This window comes from Cetobacterium sp. (assembly GCF_051653945.1).
Classification (GTDB): Bacteria; Fusobacteriota; Fusobacteriia; order Fusobacteriales; family Fusobacteriaceae; genus Cetobacterium_A.
The window spans coordinates 38,062-52,975 of the sequence record NZ_JBOFXD010000074.1 but is presented as its reverse complement, the minus strand read 5'-3'; the positions used below and the strand labels follow the sequence as shown (position 1 = coordinate 52,975).

At 29.3% G+C, this 14,914-nt stretch carries 14 protein-coding genes and 1 riboswitch; of the genes, 8 read left to right on the top strand and 6 right to left on the bottom strand.

Features of this window, described 5'->3' with window-relative positions:
* The 3 genes from ribD to ACRC8M_RS08425 all read right to left on the bottom strand — a co-directional run.
* The coding region (gene ribD, locus ACRC8M_RS08435; protein WP_438528728.1) for a bifunctional diaminohydroxyphosphoribosylaminopyrimidine deaminase/5-amino-6-(5-phosphoribosylamino)uracil reductase RibD at positions 1 to 668 on the bottom strand (668 nt) is incomplete at its 3' end.
* 2 nt (positions 669 to 670) lie between these two features.
* Entirely contained in the window at positions 671 to 1,144 is a 474-nt protein-coding gene (gene ribH, locus ACRC8M_RS08430) for a 6,7-dimethyl-8-ribityllumazine synthase (RefSeq protein ID WP_438528727.1), read from the bottom strand.
* 88 nt (positions 1,145 to 1,232) lie between these two features.
* A riboswitch (FMN riboswitch) is annotated at positions 1,233 to 1,362 on the bottom strand.
* A gap of 58 nt (positions 1,363 to 1,420) precedes the next feature.
* A complete protein-coding gene (locus ACRC8M_RS08425) occupies positions 1,421 to 2,251 on the bottom strand; it encodes an N-acetylmuramoyl-L-alanine amidase (protein ID WP_438528726.1) in 831 nt (276 codons plus the stop codon).
* A 156-nt stretch (positions 2,252 to 2,407) separates the two neighbouring features.
* Between ACRC8M_RS08425 and ACRC8M_RS08420 the strand changes: the two genes are divergently transcribed.
* Together ACRC8M_RS08420 and fusA are read left to right on the top strand one after the other, a co-directional pair.
* Positions 2,408 to 2,683: an HU family DNA-binding protein gene (locus tag ACRC8M_RS08420; protein WP_023049818.1), complete on the top strand. Its 276-nt coding sequence runs from the start codon at positions 2,408 to 2,410 to the stop codon at positions 2,681 to 2,683.
* A 130-nt stretch (positions 2,684 to 2,813) separates the two neighbouring features.
* Positions 2,814 to 4,877, top strand: coding sequence for an elongation factor G (gene fusA, locus ACRC8M_RS08415; RefSeq protein WP_438528725.1), 2,064 nt, complete (start codon positions 2,814 to 2,816; stop codon positions 4,875 to 4,877).
* 33 nt (positions 4,878 to 4,910) lie between these two features.
* On the opposite strand, the gene ACRC8M_RS08410 is transcribed toward fusA, so the two are convergent.
* From ACRC8M_RS08410 to ACRC8M_RS08400, 3 genes are all read right to left on the bottom strand, one after another.
* Positions 4,911 to 5,876: a magnesium transporter CorA family protein gene (locus ACRC8M_RS08410; RefSeq protein ID WP_438528724.1), complete on the bottom strand. Its 966-nt coding sequence runs from the start codon at positions 5,874 to 5,876 to the stop codon at positions 4,911 to 4,913.
* Between the two features lie 22 nt (positions 5,877 to 5,898).
* Entirely contained in the window at positions 5,899 to 6,993 is a 1,095-nt protein-coding gene (locus ACRC8M_RS08405; protein ID WP_438528723.1) for a DNA polymerase III subunit beta, read from the bottom strand.
* A 106-nt stretch (positions 6,994 to 7,099) separates the two neighbouring features.
* Complete coding sequence (locus ACRC8M_RS08400) at positions 7,100 to 8,128, bottom strand: extracellular solute-binding protein (RefSeq protein WP_438528722.1); 1,029 nt, start codon at positions 8,126 to 8,128, stop codon at positions 7,100 to 7,102.
* 162 nt (positions 8,129 to 8,290) lie between these two features.
* On the opposite strand from ACRC8M_RS08400, the gene ACRC8M_RS08395 reads away from it, so the two are divergent.
* The 6 genes from ACRC8M_RS08395 to ACRC8M_RS08370 all read left to right on the top strand — a co-directional run bounded on the left by ACRC8M_RS08395 (position 8,291) and on the right by ACRC8M_RS08370 (position 14,842).
* Complete coding sequence (locus ACRC8M_RS08395; protein WP_438528721.1) at positions 8,291 to 9,055, top strand: TrmH family RNA methyltransferase; 765 nt, start codon at positions 8,291 to 8,293, stop codon at positions 9,053 to 9,055.
* Positions 9,056 to 9,074: 19 nt separating this feature from the next.
* The gene (locus ACRC8M_RS08390; RefSeq protein ID WP_438528720.1) at positions 9,075 to 9,854 is read left to right on the top strand and encodes an HAD family hydrolase; all 780 of its coding nucleotides are present in this window, start codon (positions 9,075 to 9,077) and stop codon (positions 9,852 to 9,854) included.
* Between the two features lie 28 nt (positions 9,855 to 9,882).
* Entirely contained in the window at positions 9,883 to 11,163 is a 1,281-nt protein-coding gene (locus ACRC8M_RS08385) for a serine/threonine protein kinase (RefSeq protein WP_438528719.1), read from the top strand.
* Complete coding sequence (locus ACRC8M_RS08380) at positions 11,153 to 12,037, top strand: MlaA family lipoprotein (RefSeq protein WP_438528718.1); 885 nt, start codon at positions 11,153 to 11,155, stop codon at positions 12,035 to 12,037. Before ACRC8M_RS08385 ends, ACRC8M_RS08380 begins: the two co-directional genes overlap by 11 nt.
* 2 nt (positions 12,038 to 12,039) lie before the next feature.
* Positions 12,040 to 13,431, top strand: a complete 1,392-nt coding sequence (gene pepV / locus ACRC8M_RS08375; RefSeq protein ID WP_438528717.1) for a dipeptidase PepV — start codon at positions 12,040 to 12,042, stop codon at positions 13,429 to 13,431.
* A gap of 256 nt (positions 13,432 to 13,687) precedes the next feature.
* A complete protein-coding gene (locus ACRC8M_RS08370; protein WP_438528734.1) occupies positions 13,688 to 14,842 on the top strand; it encodes a DUF3798 domain-containing protein in 1,155 nt (384 codons plus the stop codon).
* The last annotated feature ends 72 nt before the right edge of the window (positions 14,843 to 14,914 follow it).

The following is a 14,914-nucleotide window of genomic DNA, read 5'->3' as shown; positions in this document are numbered from 1 at the left end:
ACAATTAAATCTTTATCTAAAATTAACCTATAAGGATTACGATTGCCTGAGATTTTACATCTAAGGGAAGGATTGTCTTGAATAACAGTATTTGCTCCAACTAAAATTCCAGAGAAAAAATTTCTATATTTTTCTACTTTATTTCGAGCTAAAGAGTTTGTAATCCACTGTGAAGAAAAAGCTTGAGTAGCTATTTTGCCATCAAGTGTTATCCCAGCTTTTATAAAAATATATGGAATTTTATTTTTTATATACTTAAAGAAAACTTTATTTAAATTTTTAGCTTCATTTTCTAAGACCCCTATGATAACTTCAATACCAGCTTCTTCCAATTGTTTTACCCCTCGACCACTAACTAATGGATTAGGATCTAAAGTTGCAATGACACATTTTTTTATTTTAGATTTAATAATAAGATTGGTACAAGGCGGTGTTTTTCCATAGTGAGAACAAGGTTCTAAAGTAACATAGAGAGTACACCCTTCAGTATCATTAGATTTATTTAAAGCATTGACCTCAGCATGTGGGCCACCATAAAACTCATGGTGTCCCATTGCTAGAATTTTATTATCTTTAACTAGAACAGCTCCAACAAGCGGATTAGGATTAACAGCACCTATACCTTTTTTAGCTTCATTAATAGCTATTTCCATAAAGTAATTATGCATAATTATTCCTCTGAAATACTTCTAATAAGATTAACAGTTTCAATAGCAGAAAGTCCAGCTTCAAATCCTTTATTTCCAGCTTTTGTACCAGCTCTTTCAATAGCTTCTTCAATTGAATTAACTGTTAATACACCAAAAATTACAGGAATTCCAGAATCTAAAGATATTGATGCAACACCTTTAGAAACCTCTGAACAAACATAATCAAAATGTGGAGTAGCTCCTCTAATTACAGCTCCTAGAGCTATAACAACATCAAATTTTTTAGTTTCAACCATTTTTTTTGCAATAAGAGGAATTTCAAAAGCTCCTGGAACCCAAGAAACATGTATATTTTCCTCATTAACTGAATGTCTTCTTAAAGCATCTATTGAACCAGCTAGAAGTTTAGATACAATAAATTCATTGAATCTAGCACAAACGATACCTACCTTTAAATTCTCACCTATAAAATTTCCCTCATAAATTTTTACCATTTTTAGTCCTCCTCAAATTTTTTATAAAAAAAAACCGAAGATAGACTTCGGGCTTAAAAATAAATAAATTAGAAAATTGTGCATAAAAAAAACACTTCTTCCATCCAGACTATACTGTCGGTTTTGGAGTTACACCAAATCAAACCCGAAGGTTTCGCGGACTATCACCGCCGGTCGGGAATTGCCAATATAAAGCTCACCCTGCCCTGAAGTTTATCTATCATATTTTATTGTTGACTTGATTATAGAACACCAATAGTTATTTTGTCAATAAAATTATTTGTATTTTTTATTTAATGCCTTTATAATAGCAAAAGTTTCAAGGTCAAAAACTCCATTAACTTTTTTAGGTCTAAAGTGCATTTGGAATGCAGAAACTACTTTTTTACTTTGCAAATCCCAATTATCAGTTGAATTAATATCATATCCGTATTTACGTAATTCATTTTTTAAATCTTTAACTGAGTATGAATTAAAAAGTTCTTGGGAATAAAAAGTATTAAAATCTTTTTTCTCAAACCAAGCACCAACACCATACTGATCATAAAGGTGTTTCCACGGAAATTTTGGACCAGGATCAAACTTTCTAGTAGGAGCAATATCAGAGTGTCCTAAAATATATTTAGGATTAATCTTATATTTAAGAGTAAGTTCTTTTAATAACATTCCAATTTTAAAAATTTGGGCATCATTATATGGATAGAACATGGTTGTATCAACTATTCCCTCTTTTAAATTTACTGTTTTTTGTTTATTAGCACTTGAGTAACCTAAATTAGAAATCTCAATTCCAATTGAGTTGTCGTTTAGATTTTTGTAACCATCAAAGGAACTAGTACCAGCATGCCAAGCTCTTTGAGTATTAGGAACTAAAGAATAAACAGAATCATACCATTCTTGAGTAACTAAATAATGAGAGCTAACACTATTTTTTGTTAAGGCAGTGATTGAACGTTCATCATTTAAAGCAGTGTAGTGTAAAATAACAAATCTAACTCTTTCATTATAAGATTTTGATTTGTATTTAGACGAATTAACACTGTATTTTAGCGATGTGCACGAAGATAAAACAAGGGTTAAAAACAAAAATACTATTTTTTTAATCATATTAAGAACATCCTTTCCTTTGGTATGATTTGATTATATACCAAATTGTCAAAAAAATCCAAAAAAACCTAAAAAACATTTGAAATTAATTGGTTTATATGATATAAATGACTGTACTTAATTACAATAATAGAAGCATTTTAGGAGGAAAATATAATGACAAAAAAAGAATTCGCAAAAGTATTATTTGAAAAAGGTGTATTCTCTTCAAAAGCTGAAGCAGAAAGAAAGTTAGATTCAGTTCTAGTTACAATAGAGGAAACTTTACAAGCTGGAGAGGAAATCAACTTCATCGGATGGGGAAAATTTGAGGTAGTTGAAAGACCTGAAAGAACTGGAAGAAATCCAAAAACTGGAGAAGAAATTAAAATAGAAGCTAAGAAAACTGTAAAGTTTAAAGCTGGAAAGTCTTTAGTAGACAAAATGAACTAATATTTAGTTATTTAAGCCGAGATTATTTCTCGGCTTTTTTATATCTTTTAGAAATTGCTATTGACTTATTAAGAAATATTAGCTATATAAGTACTAACGTAAAAAATCTCTTAAAATAGGAGGAACAATTATGATTAGTTATGAAATGAGTGAGATAAGAAATATAACTCTTTTGGGGCATCGTGGAAGTGGAAAAAGTAGCTTAGTAGAGGCCATGCTATACATATCTAATACAACCCCTAAAATGGGGAGTGTTGACTCTCAAACAAGTATATCAGATTTTGATAAAGAGGAAATGAAACAGGGATTTTCGATTAATACGTCAGTTATACCTCTTGAGTATTTAGGACATAAGTATAACATACTAGACACACCAGGATATTCAGATTTTTCAGGAGAGGTTTCATCAGCTTTGGCAGTTTCAGGAGGAGCAGTTTTAGTTATCAATGGTGCAGCAGGAGTGGAAGTAGGAACAGAGAGAGCATGGAGATTACTTGAAGAATCGGGCGTTCCAAGAGTTATTTTTATTAATAAAATGAATAAAGGGGTTCACAATTATGAGAAGCTTCTTTATGATATGAAAGAAAAATTTGGAAAGAAAGTAGCACCATTTTGTATACCGATAGGATTTGAAGAGGAGTTTAAAGGTTTTGTAAATGTTGTGGATTTAAAAGGTAGAATTTTTAATGGCGAATCATGTGAAGATGCTCCAATTCCAGAAGATATAGATATATCAGAAGTAAGAAATCTTCTATTAGAAGCGATTGCTGAAACTGATGAAAATCTTTTAAACAAGTATTTTTCAGGAGAGGATTTTACTGAGGAAGAGATTAAGCAGGGATTACATAATGGTGTTGTCAGCGGAGAGATTGTTCCTGTTATTATTGGATCAGCAAGTAATGGAATAGGTGTCCGAACTCTTTTTGAAATGCTATATAGCTATTTACCTACACCGTTAGAGGTAAATGGAGGTATTAAAATAGGTTATACAATAAATAAAAGTGAAATATTAACAAGAAAAGTAGCAGTAGATGAACCATTTTCTGCGGTTATATTTAAAACAATAGTGGATCCATATATGGGAAAAATATCGTTATTTAAGGTTAATTCAGGAGTTATTAGAAAAGATGATGAAGTATTAATTTCAAATAAGGGAGTAAAAGTTAAAGTAGGAAACATTTCGTTTTTTAGAGGTGGAAAACAATTACCAGCAGAAGAGGTTAGAGCAGGAGATATAGGGGCTATGACAAAGATTCAAGATGCTCAAACAGGAGATACTCTATGCGATAAAGATAACGCCATTTTATACCAAGTAATAGAGTTTCCAAAGCCGTGCTTATATATGTCTATTGTTCCAAAAGAAAAAAGTGACGACGATAAATTAAGTGGAGCTCTTCAAAGATTAATGGATGAGGACCCATCTTTTTCAATAGGAAGAAATTACGAAACAAAAGAGTTAATAATTGGTGGACAAGGGGAAAAACATCTGAATATACTTCTTAATAAACTTGAGAATAAATTTGGTGTGAATGCTTTGTTAAAAGAGCCAGAAATTTCATATAGAGAAACAATAAAAAATAGTGTTGAAGCCCAAGGAAGACATAAAAAGCAGTCGGGAGGGGCGGGACAATTTGGAGAAGTATTTATAAAATTTGAACCTAATAGAGATGAATTTGGATTTTATGATAATATTCATGGTGGAGTAGTTCCTAAAACTTATATCCCAGCAGTAGAAAAGGGATTGTTGGAAGCAAAAAATAAAGGTAAATTAGCGGGATATCCAGTAATAAACATAAAGGCAACACTGTATGATGGATCTTACCATCCTGTAGATTCAAATGAAATATCATTTAAGCAAGCAGCTATATTAGCCTTTAGAAAAGGGATGGAGACAGCTAAGTGCGTTATATTAGAGCCAATTGTAAAAATGGAAATAGTAGCTCCTGATGAGTATATAGGAGATATTATGGGAGATATGAATAAAAGAAGAGGAAGAATTTTAGGAATGGAACCCAAAGCTTACTCTGAGCAGCTTTTAACTGTAGAAGTTCCTGAAAGTGAGATATTAAAATATGCAATAGATTTAAAATCTTTAACTCAGGGTAGAGGAAGATTTGAATATAGTTTCTTAAAATATGAGGAGCTTCAAGAGAATTTAGCACAAAAAATAATTGAAATAAGAAAAAATAAGTAATAAAAAAGGCTCTGTTAATCAGAGCCTTTTCAATTAAAATAGTTCTTTTTTAAATAAAATCCACGTTATTATAATTCCACAAGCAAATGCTACAAGTAGAACCCAAAGAAAACCGTAGGTATCTGAGGCAAAGGGAACACCACCTACGTTCATTCCCCAAAGTCCAGAAACAACAGTAGGAATGGCAAAAACTATTGTAATAGAAGTAAGTTTTTTCATTACTATATTAAGGTTGTTTGACATAACCGTGGAGAAAGCATCTCGAGTACTACTTAAAATACTTGAATAAATATTTGCCATTTCAATTGCCTGTTTAGTTTCTATTATAACGTCTTCAAGAAGTTCTAAATCATCTGGATATCTTTTTACAATTTCAGTTCTCATCATTCTTTCAAGAACTGCTTCGTTTGATTTTAAAGATGTAGTAAAATAAACTAAACTTTTTTCTAATTCAAGAAGAAGCATAAGCTCTTGATTTCTAAGATTATTTTTTAGTTGCCTTTCGATATTATCACTTATTCTTCCAATTTGTTTTAAGTAAAGTAAAAAATATGTAGAATTTCTAAAAAGCATTTGTAAAATAAATCTTGTTTTTTTAAATGTAAAAAAACTTTTAATTCTACCTTGAACAAACTCTTCAATAAGAGAGAGTTTAACAGTGGATACAGTTAAAATATGATTGTTCAATAAAATTATTCCAAGTGGAACAGTAGTAAAAGAGCAACGATTGTTCTCATCATGGATGGGAACATCAATAATAACTAAGATAATATCATCATCAATTTCCAAACGAGCTTTTTCCTCTTCATCAAGAGCAGCTCGGATATGTTCTTCAGGAATATCAAAGCTGTTAGTAACAACTTTGATTTCCTCTTCTGTGGGATTTGAAAGATGAATCCACGTATTTTTTTCAGTTAATTTTTCAACTTCAAGTGTTTCAGAAATTGAGAAAAGTTTTTTTTCTAAAATATCATTATGACTTTTGTAAATTTTTATCATAAAAACCGCCTAAAATTGAGTGTTAGTCTCTTAGTGCAAGAGGCATTAAAATATACTTATAAGAACTGTTATCTCCCTCAGTGATTTCAAACATAGCTGAAGAAGAGTTTCCTTTAATAAAAACATTATTATTTAAATTTTCAACAAATTCAAAAAGGAATTTTATATTAAGAGAACATTTAAAATCATCTCCATTTTTAATCATATCAACTTTTTGATTAATTTTTGCTTTACCAGAAGAAGCAGAAATAGAAAGTTTTTTTCCTTTGAATTCTAAGATAGCACCATTTTTTGATTCATTGCTAGTTCTTGCCACTGTTAATACCTTTTTTAAAGCACTTTTGAAATCATTGTAATTAAATTCCATCTCTTTACTGAAACTATTTCCACAGAGAATAGCATCAAAATTAGGGAATGGAAGAGTAGTTACTTTTGTAAGGAAATAAGTATCTTTCCATAGGAAGATAAGATTCTCTCCATTTGAACCAATGGTTATATCTTCATTTAAATCTTTGATTAGTTTACACAAAATATTAACAGATTCAAGAGGAATTGAAAAATCCTTTTCTAAAAGAGATTTATTATCCGTTTTTAAATAAGTTAATCTATATGAATCAGTTGATACAAAAGAGATTCTGTCTTCTCTAAAAAGAGTTCTGATACAATTGATTGCTAAGTTTTCTGTTGAAGGAGCAACTGAAAACTTTGTTCTTTCAAAACTTTTATAAAGTTCTTGAGGTGAAATTTTTGCAATTTCATCAACAAGTGGAAGCTTTAAATTTTCAGGAAAATTATCATTATATAATAAAGTAAATTCAGCTAAATGAATGGAAAGAATATCATTTTTAGATGATAAGTTAATAGTTTCATCATCTAAAAGCTTAATATATTCTAAAGCTAAATTTGGCTTAAAAATAACTACACCATCCTCAATTGTTTCGCAATAGACAGTTTTTATATAGTTAATGTCAAGGTTAGTACCTGTAAAAGTTACTTTGCCACTATTTGATTCTATTTTTAAACCAGAAATAATAGGTTTAATTGGGTTATCTTTTAAAATATTAATAAATTCAGAGAAAATTTCAACTAGTTCATTTCTTCTAATATTAAAATTCATAGGGGGTCCTCCTAAGTGTATTCTTTTCTAAAATTATACACTATAAATAAGAGTGTTACAAGAAATAAAAAAGTCTAACTTAAATTTTTAAGTTAGACTTTTAGGATTAATCAATAAGAATTTCTTGCCAATATTTACTTTGAAGATCTAGTGTATTTTTAATATCTCTTAAAATTTCAGTATGTCTTAAATCATCTATTGAATATAGAGGTTCAACAGTGATAAGTTCTCTAGCTGGAACATTTATAGATGGGATTCTTAAATGTTCTGCAATTAGCTTATAATTTTCAGGTCTTTGCACAAAATCTAAAAATTTATACGCAGCTTCTTTATTTGGTGCAGTTTTAGGGATAACAAATGAATCAATGTAAGCTGTCCCACCTTTTTCAGGGATTATAAATTCAGTTGTTTCTAACTGTTCTGGAGTTAATTCGTTTAAAACATTATCAGGGTAACAATGTACAACCCAGAAATCACCATTAGCAAAACCTTTACCAAAAGATTCTGAATCAAATTTGGCAATATTTTTCTTCCATTCCTTTACAAGATTAGCAGCTTGGGATATAGCAGCTTCATCTTCAGTTGTTTGAGGATATCCTAAAGTTCCTAAAGCAGAGGTCATAACCTCTCTCATATCATCTAGTAGAGTCATTTTCCCTTTATATTCAGCATTGTTATAGATTGTGAAATCTCTTGGAAAATCTTTAACGTATTTAGTATTTACTGCTATAGTTGTAGCACCCATTGCAAAGGGAAAAGCATAGTCGTTATTAGAGTCAAAATATTGTAGCTTTTCAAATACCATAGGATCTATATTATTTAATGATGGTAATTTAGACTTATCAAGTTTTTCAAGCATTCCATCATTCATTAAAATTTCAGCATAATCAGTTGAAGGTGTTAATATATCATATCCAGATCCTCCAGCCTTAATCTTAGCAAACATCTCTTCATTTGATGAGTAGATATCTTCAATTACTTTAATACCCGTTTCTTTTTCAAAATCTTCATAAATTTTAGTGGGAATGTAGTCAGCCCATCCATAAAGGAAAAGAACATTCTCATTTTTTTGTTTTTCTTTACCACATGAAATTAGTAGAAAAACTAAAGATAATAAAGTTATTATTTTTTTCACTTAAACCTCCCTAAAATATAAATTATATAATCGTTAAAAATTGTATTATATTTTTTAAAGATAGTCAAGAATAATTACAGCTAAAGATTATTTAACTAGAAAATAGAACAAAATTAATGTATAATCATATATAAAATATAATTAATTTTAGGAGATATAACATTGGATATAATAACAAGTAAAGACAATGAACTTTTTAAGAGTTTAAAAAAGTTAAAAGCAAAAAAATATAGAGAATTAGATAAATTATTTTTGGCAGAAGGAAGAAAATTTTTGGAATTTGAAGAGGTTCCTAAGATAATAGTATTTAAAGAGGGAGTTCCAGAGGAAAGTATAAAATTATCTGAAAAATTTCAATGTAAAAAAATAGTTTTAAGCGAAAAATTATTTAAAGAGTTAAGTTCTCAAGAAAATTCTCAAGGTGTTATTATTTGCTATAATTCTAAAGAACAAAAATTGGATCATTTAGATAAAAATATTATTATTTTAAATAGAGTAGCAGATCCTGGAAATTTAGGGACAATTATAAGAGTGGCGGATGCGGCTGGATTTAAGGATATAATTTTAACTAAAGGAAGTGTAGATTGCTACAATGAAAAAACTGTAAGAAGCAGTATGGGGTCAATTTTAAGTGTAAATATCTACTATTTAGAAGAGGAAGATACTATACATCTATTGAAAGAAAAAGGGTATAAAATAATAGCTACAGCTTTAGAAAAAGATTCTATTCCATATACAAAAATGAAATTAGAAGAAAAAAATGCATTTATATTTGGGAATGAAGGTGACGGAATTTCTCAAAACATATTGTTAAAAAGTGATGAGAAAGTAATAATTCCAATTTATGGAAGTGCAGAATCATTAAATGTAGCTATGGCCACGGGTATTATTTTATATGATGTAAGAAATAGATTAGATAATAAATAAGTATTAGGGGGAGATTTTAATGATAAAACTAGTTGTTACAGATATGGATGGAACATTTTTAAATGATAAAAAAGAATTTTCAAATGAATTTTGGAAGATTCACTCAGAGATGGAGAACAAAGGTATTAAATTTGTTGTAGCTAGTGGAAGACAGTATCAAAATTTAAGAAAAAATTTTGATAAGATAAAAAATAAAATAGTTTTTATTGCTGAAAATGGAAGTTATGTTGTAGAAAAAGAAAAAGAGATATATTCAAGAATATTATCTAAAGAGATAATAAAAAAATATGTTGAAATAGGAAGAAAGATACCTACAACAAATGTCGTATTATGTGGTAAGAAATCTGCATATATTGAATCGACTGAAACAGAATTTGTTACAGAAGTAGAGAAGTATTATGAGGAAAGAAAGGTTGTTTCAAATCTTTTAGATTTTATAGATGATGAAATAATAAAGATTACTTATTGTGATTTAAGTGGAACAGAAAGAAATGTTTATCCCCATATAGCAAATGAAAAAGATTGTCAAATTGTTGTTTCAGGTGAAATTTGGTTAGATATAAGTCATTTGGAATCTAATAAAGGAATAGCATTGGAGGCTCTTCAAAAAAAATTGGGAGTGGGTTATGAGGAAACTATGATTTTTGGAGATTATCTAAATGATTTAGAAATGTTAAAAAAGGGGAAGTATAGTTTTGCAATGGAAAATGCACATGAAGAAATAAAGAGAATATCAAATTTTATAGCAAAAAGTAACAATGAAAATGGAGTTTTAGAGGAGTTAAAAAAAATTATTTAATCTTATTTTAAGGAGGGGAATTTTTATAATGAGAAAATGTATAAGAGTAATATTTATGTTAATTCTAACGGTAAAAATTTTTGCTGAGTATAAATTTCCAATGAAAAATCCGTATGTAGCGACAATAGTTGGAAGCTCTAAGATTATGACAAAAGGAATACCAAACGAAGTCCCTATTAAAGATTTTAAAATTATGTTAGAAAGAAGTAAGAAGGTACCTGCAAATATGTGGTTTGATAAAGGTTTTAATTTTTCTTTAAGCAAACAAAAGGGAAAAGCTCCTTTAATTTTTGTTTTATCAGGAACAGGATCTGCGTATAACTCTACAAGGACAAAAAACTTTCAAAAAATATTTTATAATGCAGGATATCATGTGTTAACTGTAACTTCGGTATTTAACTCTAATTTTATATTAAATGTATCAAATAGCCAGGTACCTGGAGTTTTGATTCAAGATGGTCTGGATCTGTATAATATCATGGGGGATATGTTAGAAAAAGTAAAAGAAGAAGAAAAAGTTGAAATAACAGATACCTATTTGATGGGATATAGCATGGGAGCAACACACTCGGCTATATTATCTTATTTAGATTCTCAAGGAAAAGATTTTAATTTTAAAAGAGTTTACATGGTTAATCCATCTGTTAATTTATACTATTCAGCAACTACTTTAGATAATATGTTGTCAAAAAATATAGAAAATAAAGGACAAATAGTAGAAATTATTGATGAGGTAATGGAGGTTGTAAAAAAGAATATTTCTCCTAGTGATTTTCAAATAACAGAAGAAGGGATATATTCAATTTTTGAAAAGCAAGAGTTATCTAATAAAGAGATGGAAAGATTAATTGGACTTGCATTTAATTTAACATCAATTGATTTAAATTATATAGTAGATCAGATAAATGGAACACATGTTTATTCAAATGTTACTCCAAAAAAATTCTCAAGTATGTATCCATATTTTGAAAGTATTAACTTTGCAAATTTTAGTGATTATTTAAATAGATTGGCATATCCTTATTATTTAAAAATATTAGGTGGAGATTTAACTTTTAATGATGTTTTAAAATATGGAGATTTAAGAATAATTAAAAGTTATTTAGAGAAAGAAGATAAAATAGTCGCAGTAACTAATGTGGATGATTTTATTTTATCTGATAAGGATAGAAGTTTTATAAAAAATGTTTTTAAAGAAAGAAGTTTGATATATCCTTATGGGGGGCATTGTGGAAATATGTTTTATCAAACCAACGTGGATAAAATGTTAGAGTTTTTAGAGAAGGGGGTGTTCAACAATGAATTGTAAAAAATTAAGCTTAGTTATAAGTTGTATATTTTTTATTAGCTGTTCTCCTTTAAAAACTAAAAATGATATTTCTGAAAAAAAACTTGAAAAAAAAGAAAGTTTAAATCAACATACTCATTTAAAGAGTAATGAGTACTTAAAATTAGGAAATGGAAAAGAGATTATATATGAACCAGAAGGGATAAGAAGTGAGGTTGTAGAGAAGAAGGAGATAAATGGAACCAAATTTATAGAGGTTTATGATCCTTTAGAGCCTTTAAATAGAAGAATATACTACTTTAATTATTATTTAGATAAGTATGTTTTAATTCCAGTTGTTAATACTTATGAATTTATTGCACCGAAATTTGTTCAAAAAGGTGTGTCTAACTTCTTTTCAAATTTACAAGAAATCAATACTTTCATAAATTCAATATTACAATTTGAAGGAAGAAAAGCTACGATAACTTTTGTTAGATTTGGAATAAACTCAACAATTGGTATTTTAGGATTGTTTGATGTGGCATCTACTTTAGAATTACCAAAAACATATGAAGATTTTGGATTAACTCTGGCAAAATATGGAGTTAGAAATGGACCATATTTAGTATTACCTGGTTTTGGACCATCTAACCTTAGAGATACAGCGGGTAAAGCAGCTGGGATAGTAAGTATTTCAGAGATAAACCCATACGACCAACCTATTGGTTTTGATGTTAATAATTTTGGAGTTACTACTATGGGAGCAGTTAATGCAAGAAAAGAAAGTCAAAATTTTAGATATTACGGGACTGGAAGTCCTTTTGAATATGAGTATGTAAGATATTTCTATACTAAATATAGAGATACATTAATAGATGTAAATGATGTAAAAGTAAAGGGGAGAGGTGAATAGTTTTGAATTTACAAGAGTTTGTACTAAATTACAAAGATGATGTTGTTAAATCAATTCAAGAGTCAGTTAGAATTAGAAGTGTGCAAGAGGCACCATTAGAAGGAATGCCTTTTGGAGAAGGGCCTGCAAAGGCTCTAGAGCATATGTTAGATTTAGGAAAAAAATTAGGATTTGAAGTTGAAAATTTTGAGAACTATGCAGGTCATATCGATTTTGGTGTAGGTTCAGATGATGAGATGATAGGTATTCTTGGACATGTGGATGTTGTACCTGAAGGAAAAGGATGGGATCATCCACCATATGAAGCAAAAATAGTAGATGGCAAAATGTATGGAAGAGGAGTTTTAGACGATAAAGGACCTACAATTGCTGCTTTATATGCATTAAAAGCTATTAAAGATTCAGGTGTTAAATTAAATAGAAAAGTTAGAGTGATAGTGGGAGCTAATGAAGAAACTGGATGGGGATGTATGAACCATTATTTTGGAAAATTAAATATGCCACAACCAGCTATGGCATTTACTCCAGATTCATCATTTCCTGTGACTTATGCTGAAAAAGGGATTTTACACTTAATGCTAAGCCAAGAGTATGAAGAGGAGTTAAGTTTCTCAATAAAAGGTGGAGTTGCATTTAATTCAGTTCCAGATTCTGCTATAGGGATATTTCCATTATCAATGAAAGATGAGATATTTTCAAATTTAGAAAAATATAACGACGGAAAAGAGTTTAAAATATCAGCAACTGAAAAAGATGGAAAAATAGAAATAGTTTCTTTAGGAAAAGCTTCTCATGGAGCTAGACCCGCAAATGGATACAATGCAATATCAGCTTTATTTAGTTTCTTATCAACTTTAAAAATTGAAGATGAAAAATTAAAAAATTTAGTAGAATTTTTTAATGAGTATATAAAAATGGAGTATTCAGGAGAGAGATTAGGAATTAATTTTGAAGATGAACCATCTGGAGTGCTAACATTAACTATTGGTAAAATTGAGTGTGAAGGTAAAAATGTAATGTTTGGATTTGACATCAGATATCCAGTTACATTTACAAAAGAACAAGTAATTGATCAAGTAGAGAAAAGAGCAAAAACTAAAAATTTAAATATCTCAATAAGATCAGCAAAGAACCCGTTATATGTTCCTAAAGATAGTTTCTTAGTAACAACATTAATGGATATATATAAAGATATAACTGGAGATATAAATGCAGAACCAGTTTCCATTGGTGGGGGAACTTATGCTAGAGCGGTAACAAATGGAGTTGCATTTGGAGCTCTATTGAAAGGTCAAGAGGATAATATGCATCAAAAAAATGAGTATCTAGAATTAGACAAGTTAGATACTTGGTTAAAAATATATGTTCAAGCAATATATGATTTAGCAAAATAAAAGTGTAAGAAAAAACTGCAGTGCTGCAGTTTTTTTATTTTTTGTAAAAATAAAAAACAGACATAAGTACTAAAAAAATAGTATACAAGAAAAATTAGAATCTATATTAATAATAATTATATACGATATTAATATGTATATAATAAAAATATATTTTTAAAAAAGTTGAATATAAAATATATTTATTCAAATAATAAAATTAAAATAAAGTTGTAGGGAGGGATAAGGATTTATGAAAAAGTTTTTTTTAATTTTAATGAGTTTTTTATTATCAATAGTTAGTATGGGACAAGTACCATATCATATTGGAGTAATAACTGGAACAGTTTCTCAATCGGAAGATGGACTAAGAGGAGCTGAAGAGGTGATAAAATTATATGGACCAGCAGATAAGGGTGGAGAGATAGTTCATGTAACTTATCCAGATAATTTTATGCAGGAGATGGAAACGACAATATCTCAAATGGTAAGCTTAGCAGATGACCCTAAAATGAAAGCGATTGTTGTAGGAGAAGCAATTCCAGGAACAGTGGAAGCCTTTAGAAGAATTAGAGAAAAAAGACCTGATATTTTACTTTTAGCAAATTCACCACACGAAGATCCAGAAATGATTGGAGAAGTTTCAGATTTAGTTGTGAATCCAGATAGCATAGCAAGAGGTTATTTAATAGTAAAAGCAGCAAAAGAGATGGGAGCAGATAAGTTTATGCATATTTCATTTCCTAGACATATGAGTTACGAGCTTCTATCAAAAAGAAGAAATGTAATGAAAGTTGCTGCAAATGATTTAGGAATGGAGTTTATTGAAATGACAGCTCCAGATCCTGTAAGTGATGTAGGAGTAGCAGGAGCACAACAATTTATATTAGAGCAAGTTCCAAATTGGATAACTAAATATGGAGATAAAACAGCTTTTTTTGCAACAAATGATGCTCATACAGAGCCTTTATTAAAAAGAGTTGCAGAGAAAGGTGGGTATTTTGTTGAAGCTGATTTACCATCGCCTACAATGGGATATCCTGGGGCTTTAGGGATACAATTTACAGAGGATGAAAAAGGGAATTGGCCAAAAATTTTAGAAAAGGTTGAAAAAACTGTGGGAGAAAAAGGTGGAGCAAAAAGAATGGGAACATGGACTTATTCATATAATTTCTCTGTTACAGTTTCTTTAGTTGATTTAGCAAAAGAAGTACTAGATGGAAAAGCTCAAATAGATGATTTTGATACTTTGAAAGAAGTTTTAGCAAAGAATACTCCAGGAGCTCAATGGAATGGAAGTAACTATGTAGATGTTAGAGGAGTAGAAAGAGAGAATTTCTATTTATTATATCAAGATACATATGTTTTAGGGAAAGGTTATTTAAAAATGACAGAACTAGAAGTGCCAGAAAAATATTTTTCAATAAAATAATTGAAATTATTGACCACTAGACCTTGCCTGACTAGTGGTCAAAATTTTTAATAGAGTTATAAAAGGGAGTGA

Excerpts from the sequence above, each read along its gene's own strand:
- ACRC8M_RS08390 (WP_438528720.1), top strand. The coding sequence starts at position 9,075 with ATGATAAAACTAGTTGTTACAGATATGGATGGAACATTTTTAAATGAT.
- ACRC8M_RS08380 (WP_438528718.1), top strand. The coding sequence starts at position 11,153 with ATGAATTGTAAAAAATTAAGCTTAGTTATAAGTTGTATATTTTTTATT.
- ACRC8M_RS08420 (WP_023049818.1), top strand. The coding sequence starts at position 2,408 with ATGACAAAAAAAGAATTCGCAAAAGTATTATTTGAAAAAGGTGTATTC.
- fusA (WP_438528725.1), top strand. The coding sequence starts at position 2,814 with ATGATTAGTTATGAAATGAGTGAGATAAGAAATATAACTCTTTTGGGG.
- ACRC8M_RS08385 (WP_438528719.1), top strand. The coding sequence starts at position 9,883 with ATGAGAAAATGTATAAGAGTAATATTTATGTTAATTCTAACGGTAAAA.
- ribH (WP_438528727.1), bottom strand. The coding sequence starts at position 1,144 with ATGGTAAAAATTTATGAGGGAAATTTTATAGGTGAGAATTTAAAGGTA.
- ACRC8M_RS08370 (WP_438528734.1), top strand. The coding sequence starts at position 13,688 with ATGAGTTTTTTATTATCAATAGTTAGTATGGGACAAGTACCATATCAT.
- ACRC8M_RS08410 (WP_438528724.1), bottom strand. The coding sequence starts at position 5,876 with ATGATAAAAATTTACAAAAGTCATAATGATATTTTAGAAAAAAAACTT.
- ACRC8M_RS08405 (WP_438528723.1), bottom strand. The coding sequence starts at position 6,993 with ATGAATTTTAATATTAGAAGAAATGAACTAGTTGAAATTTTCTCTGAA.
- ACRC8M_RS08425 (WP_438528726.1), bottom strand. The coding sequence starts at position 2,251 with ATGATTAAAAAAATAGTATTTTTGTTTTTAACCCTTGTTTTATCTTCG.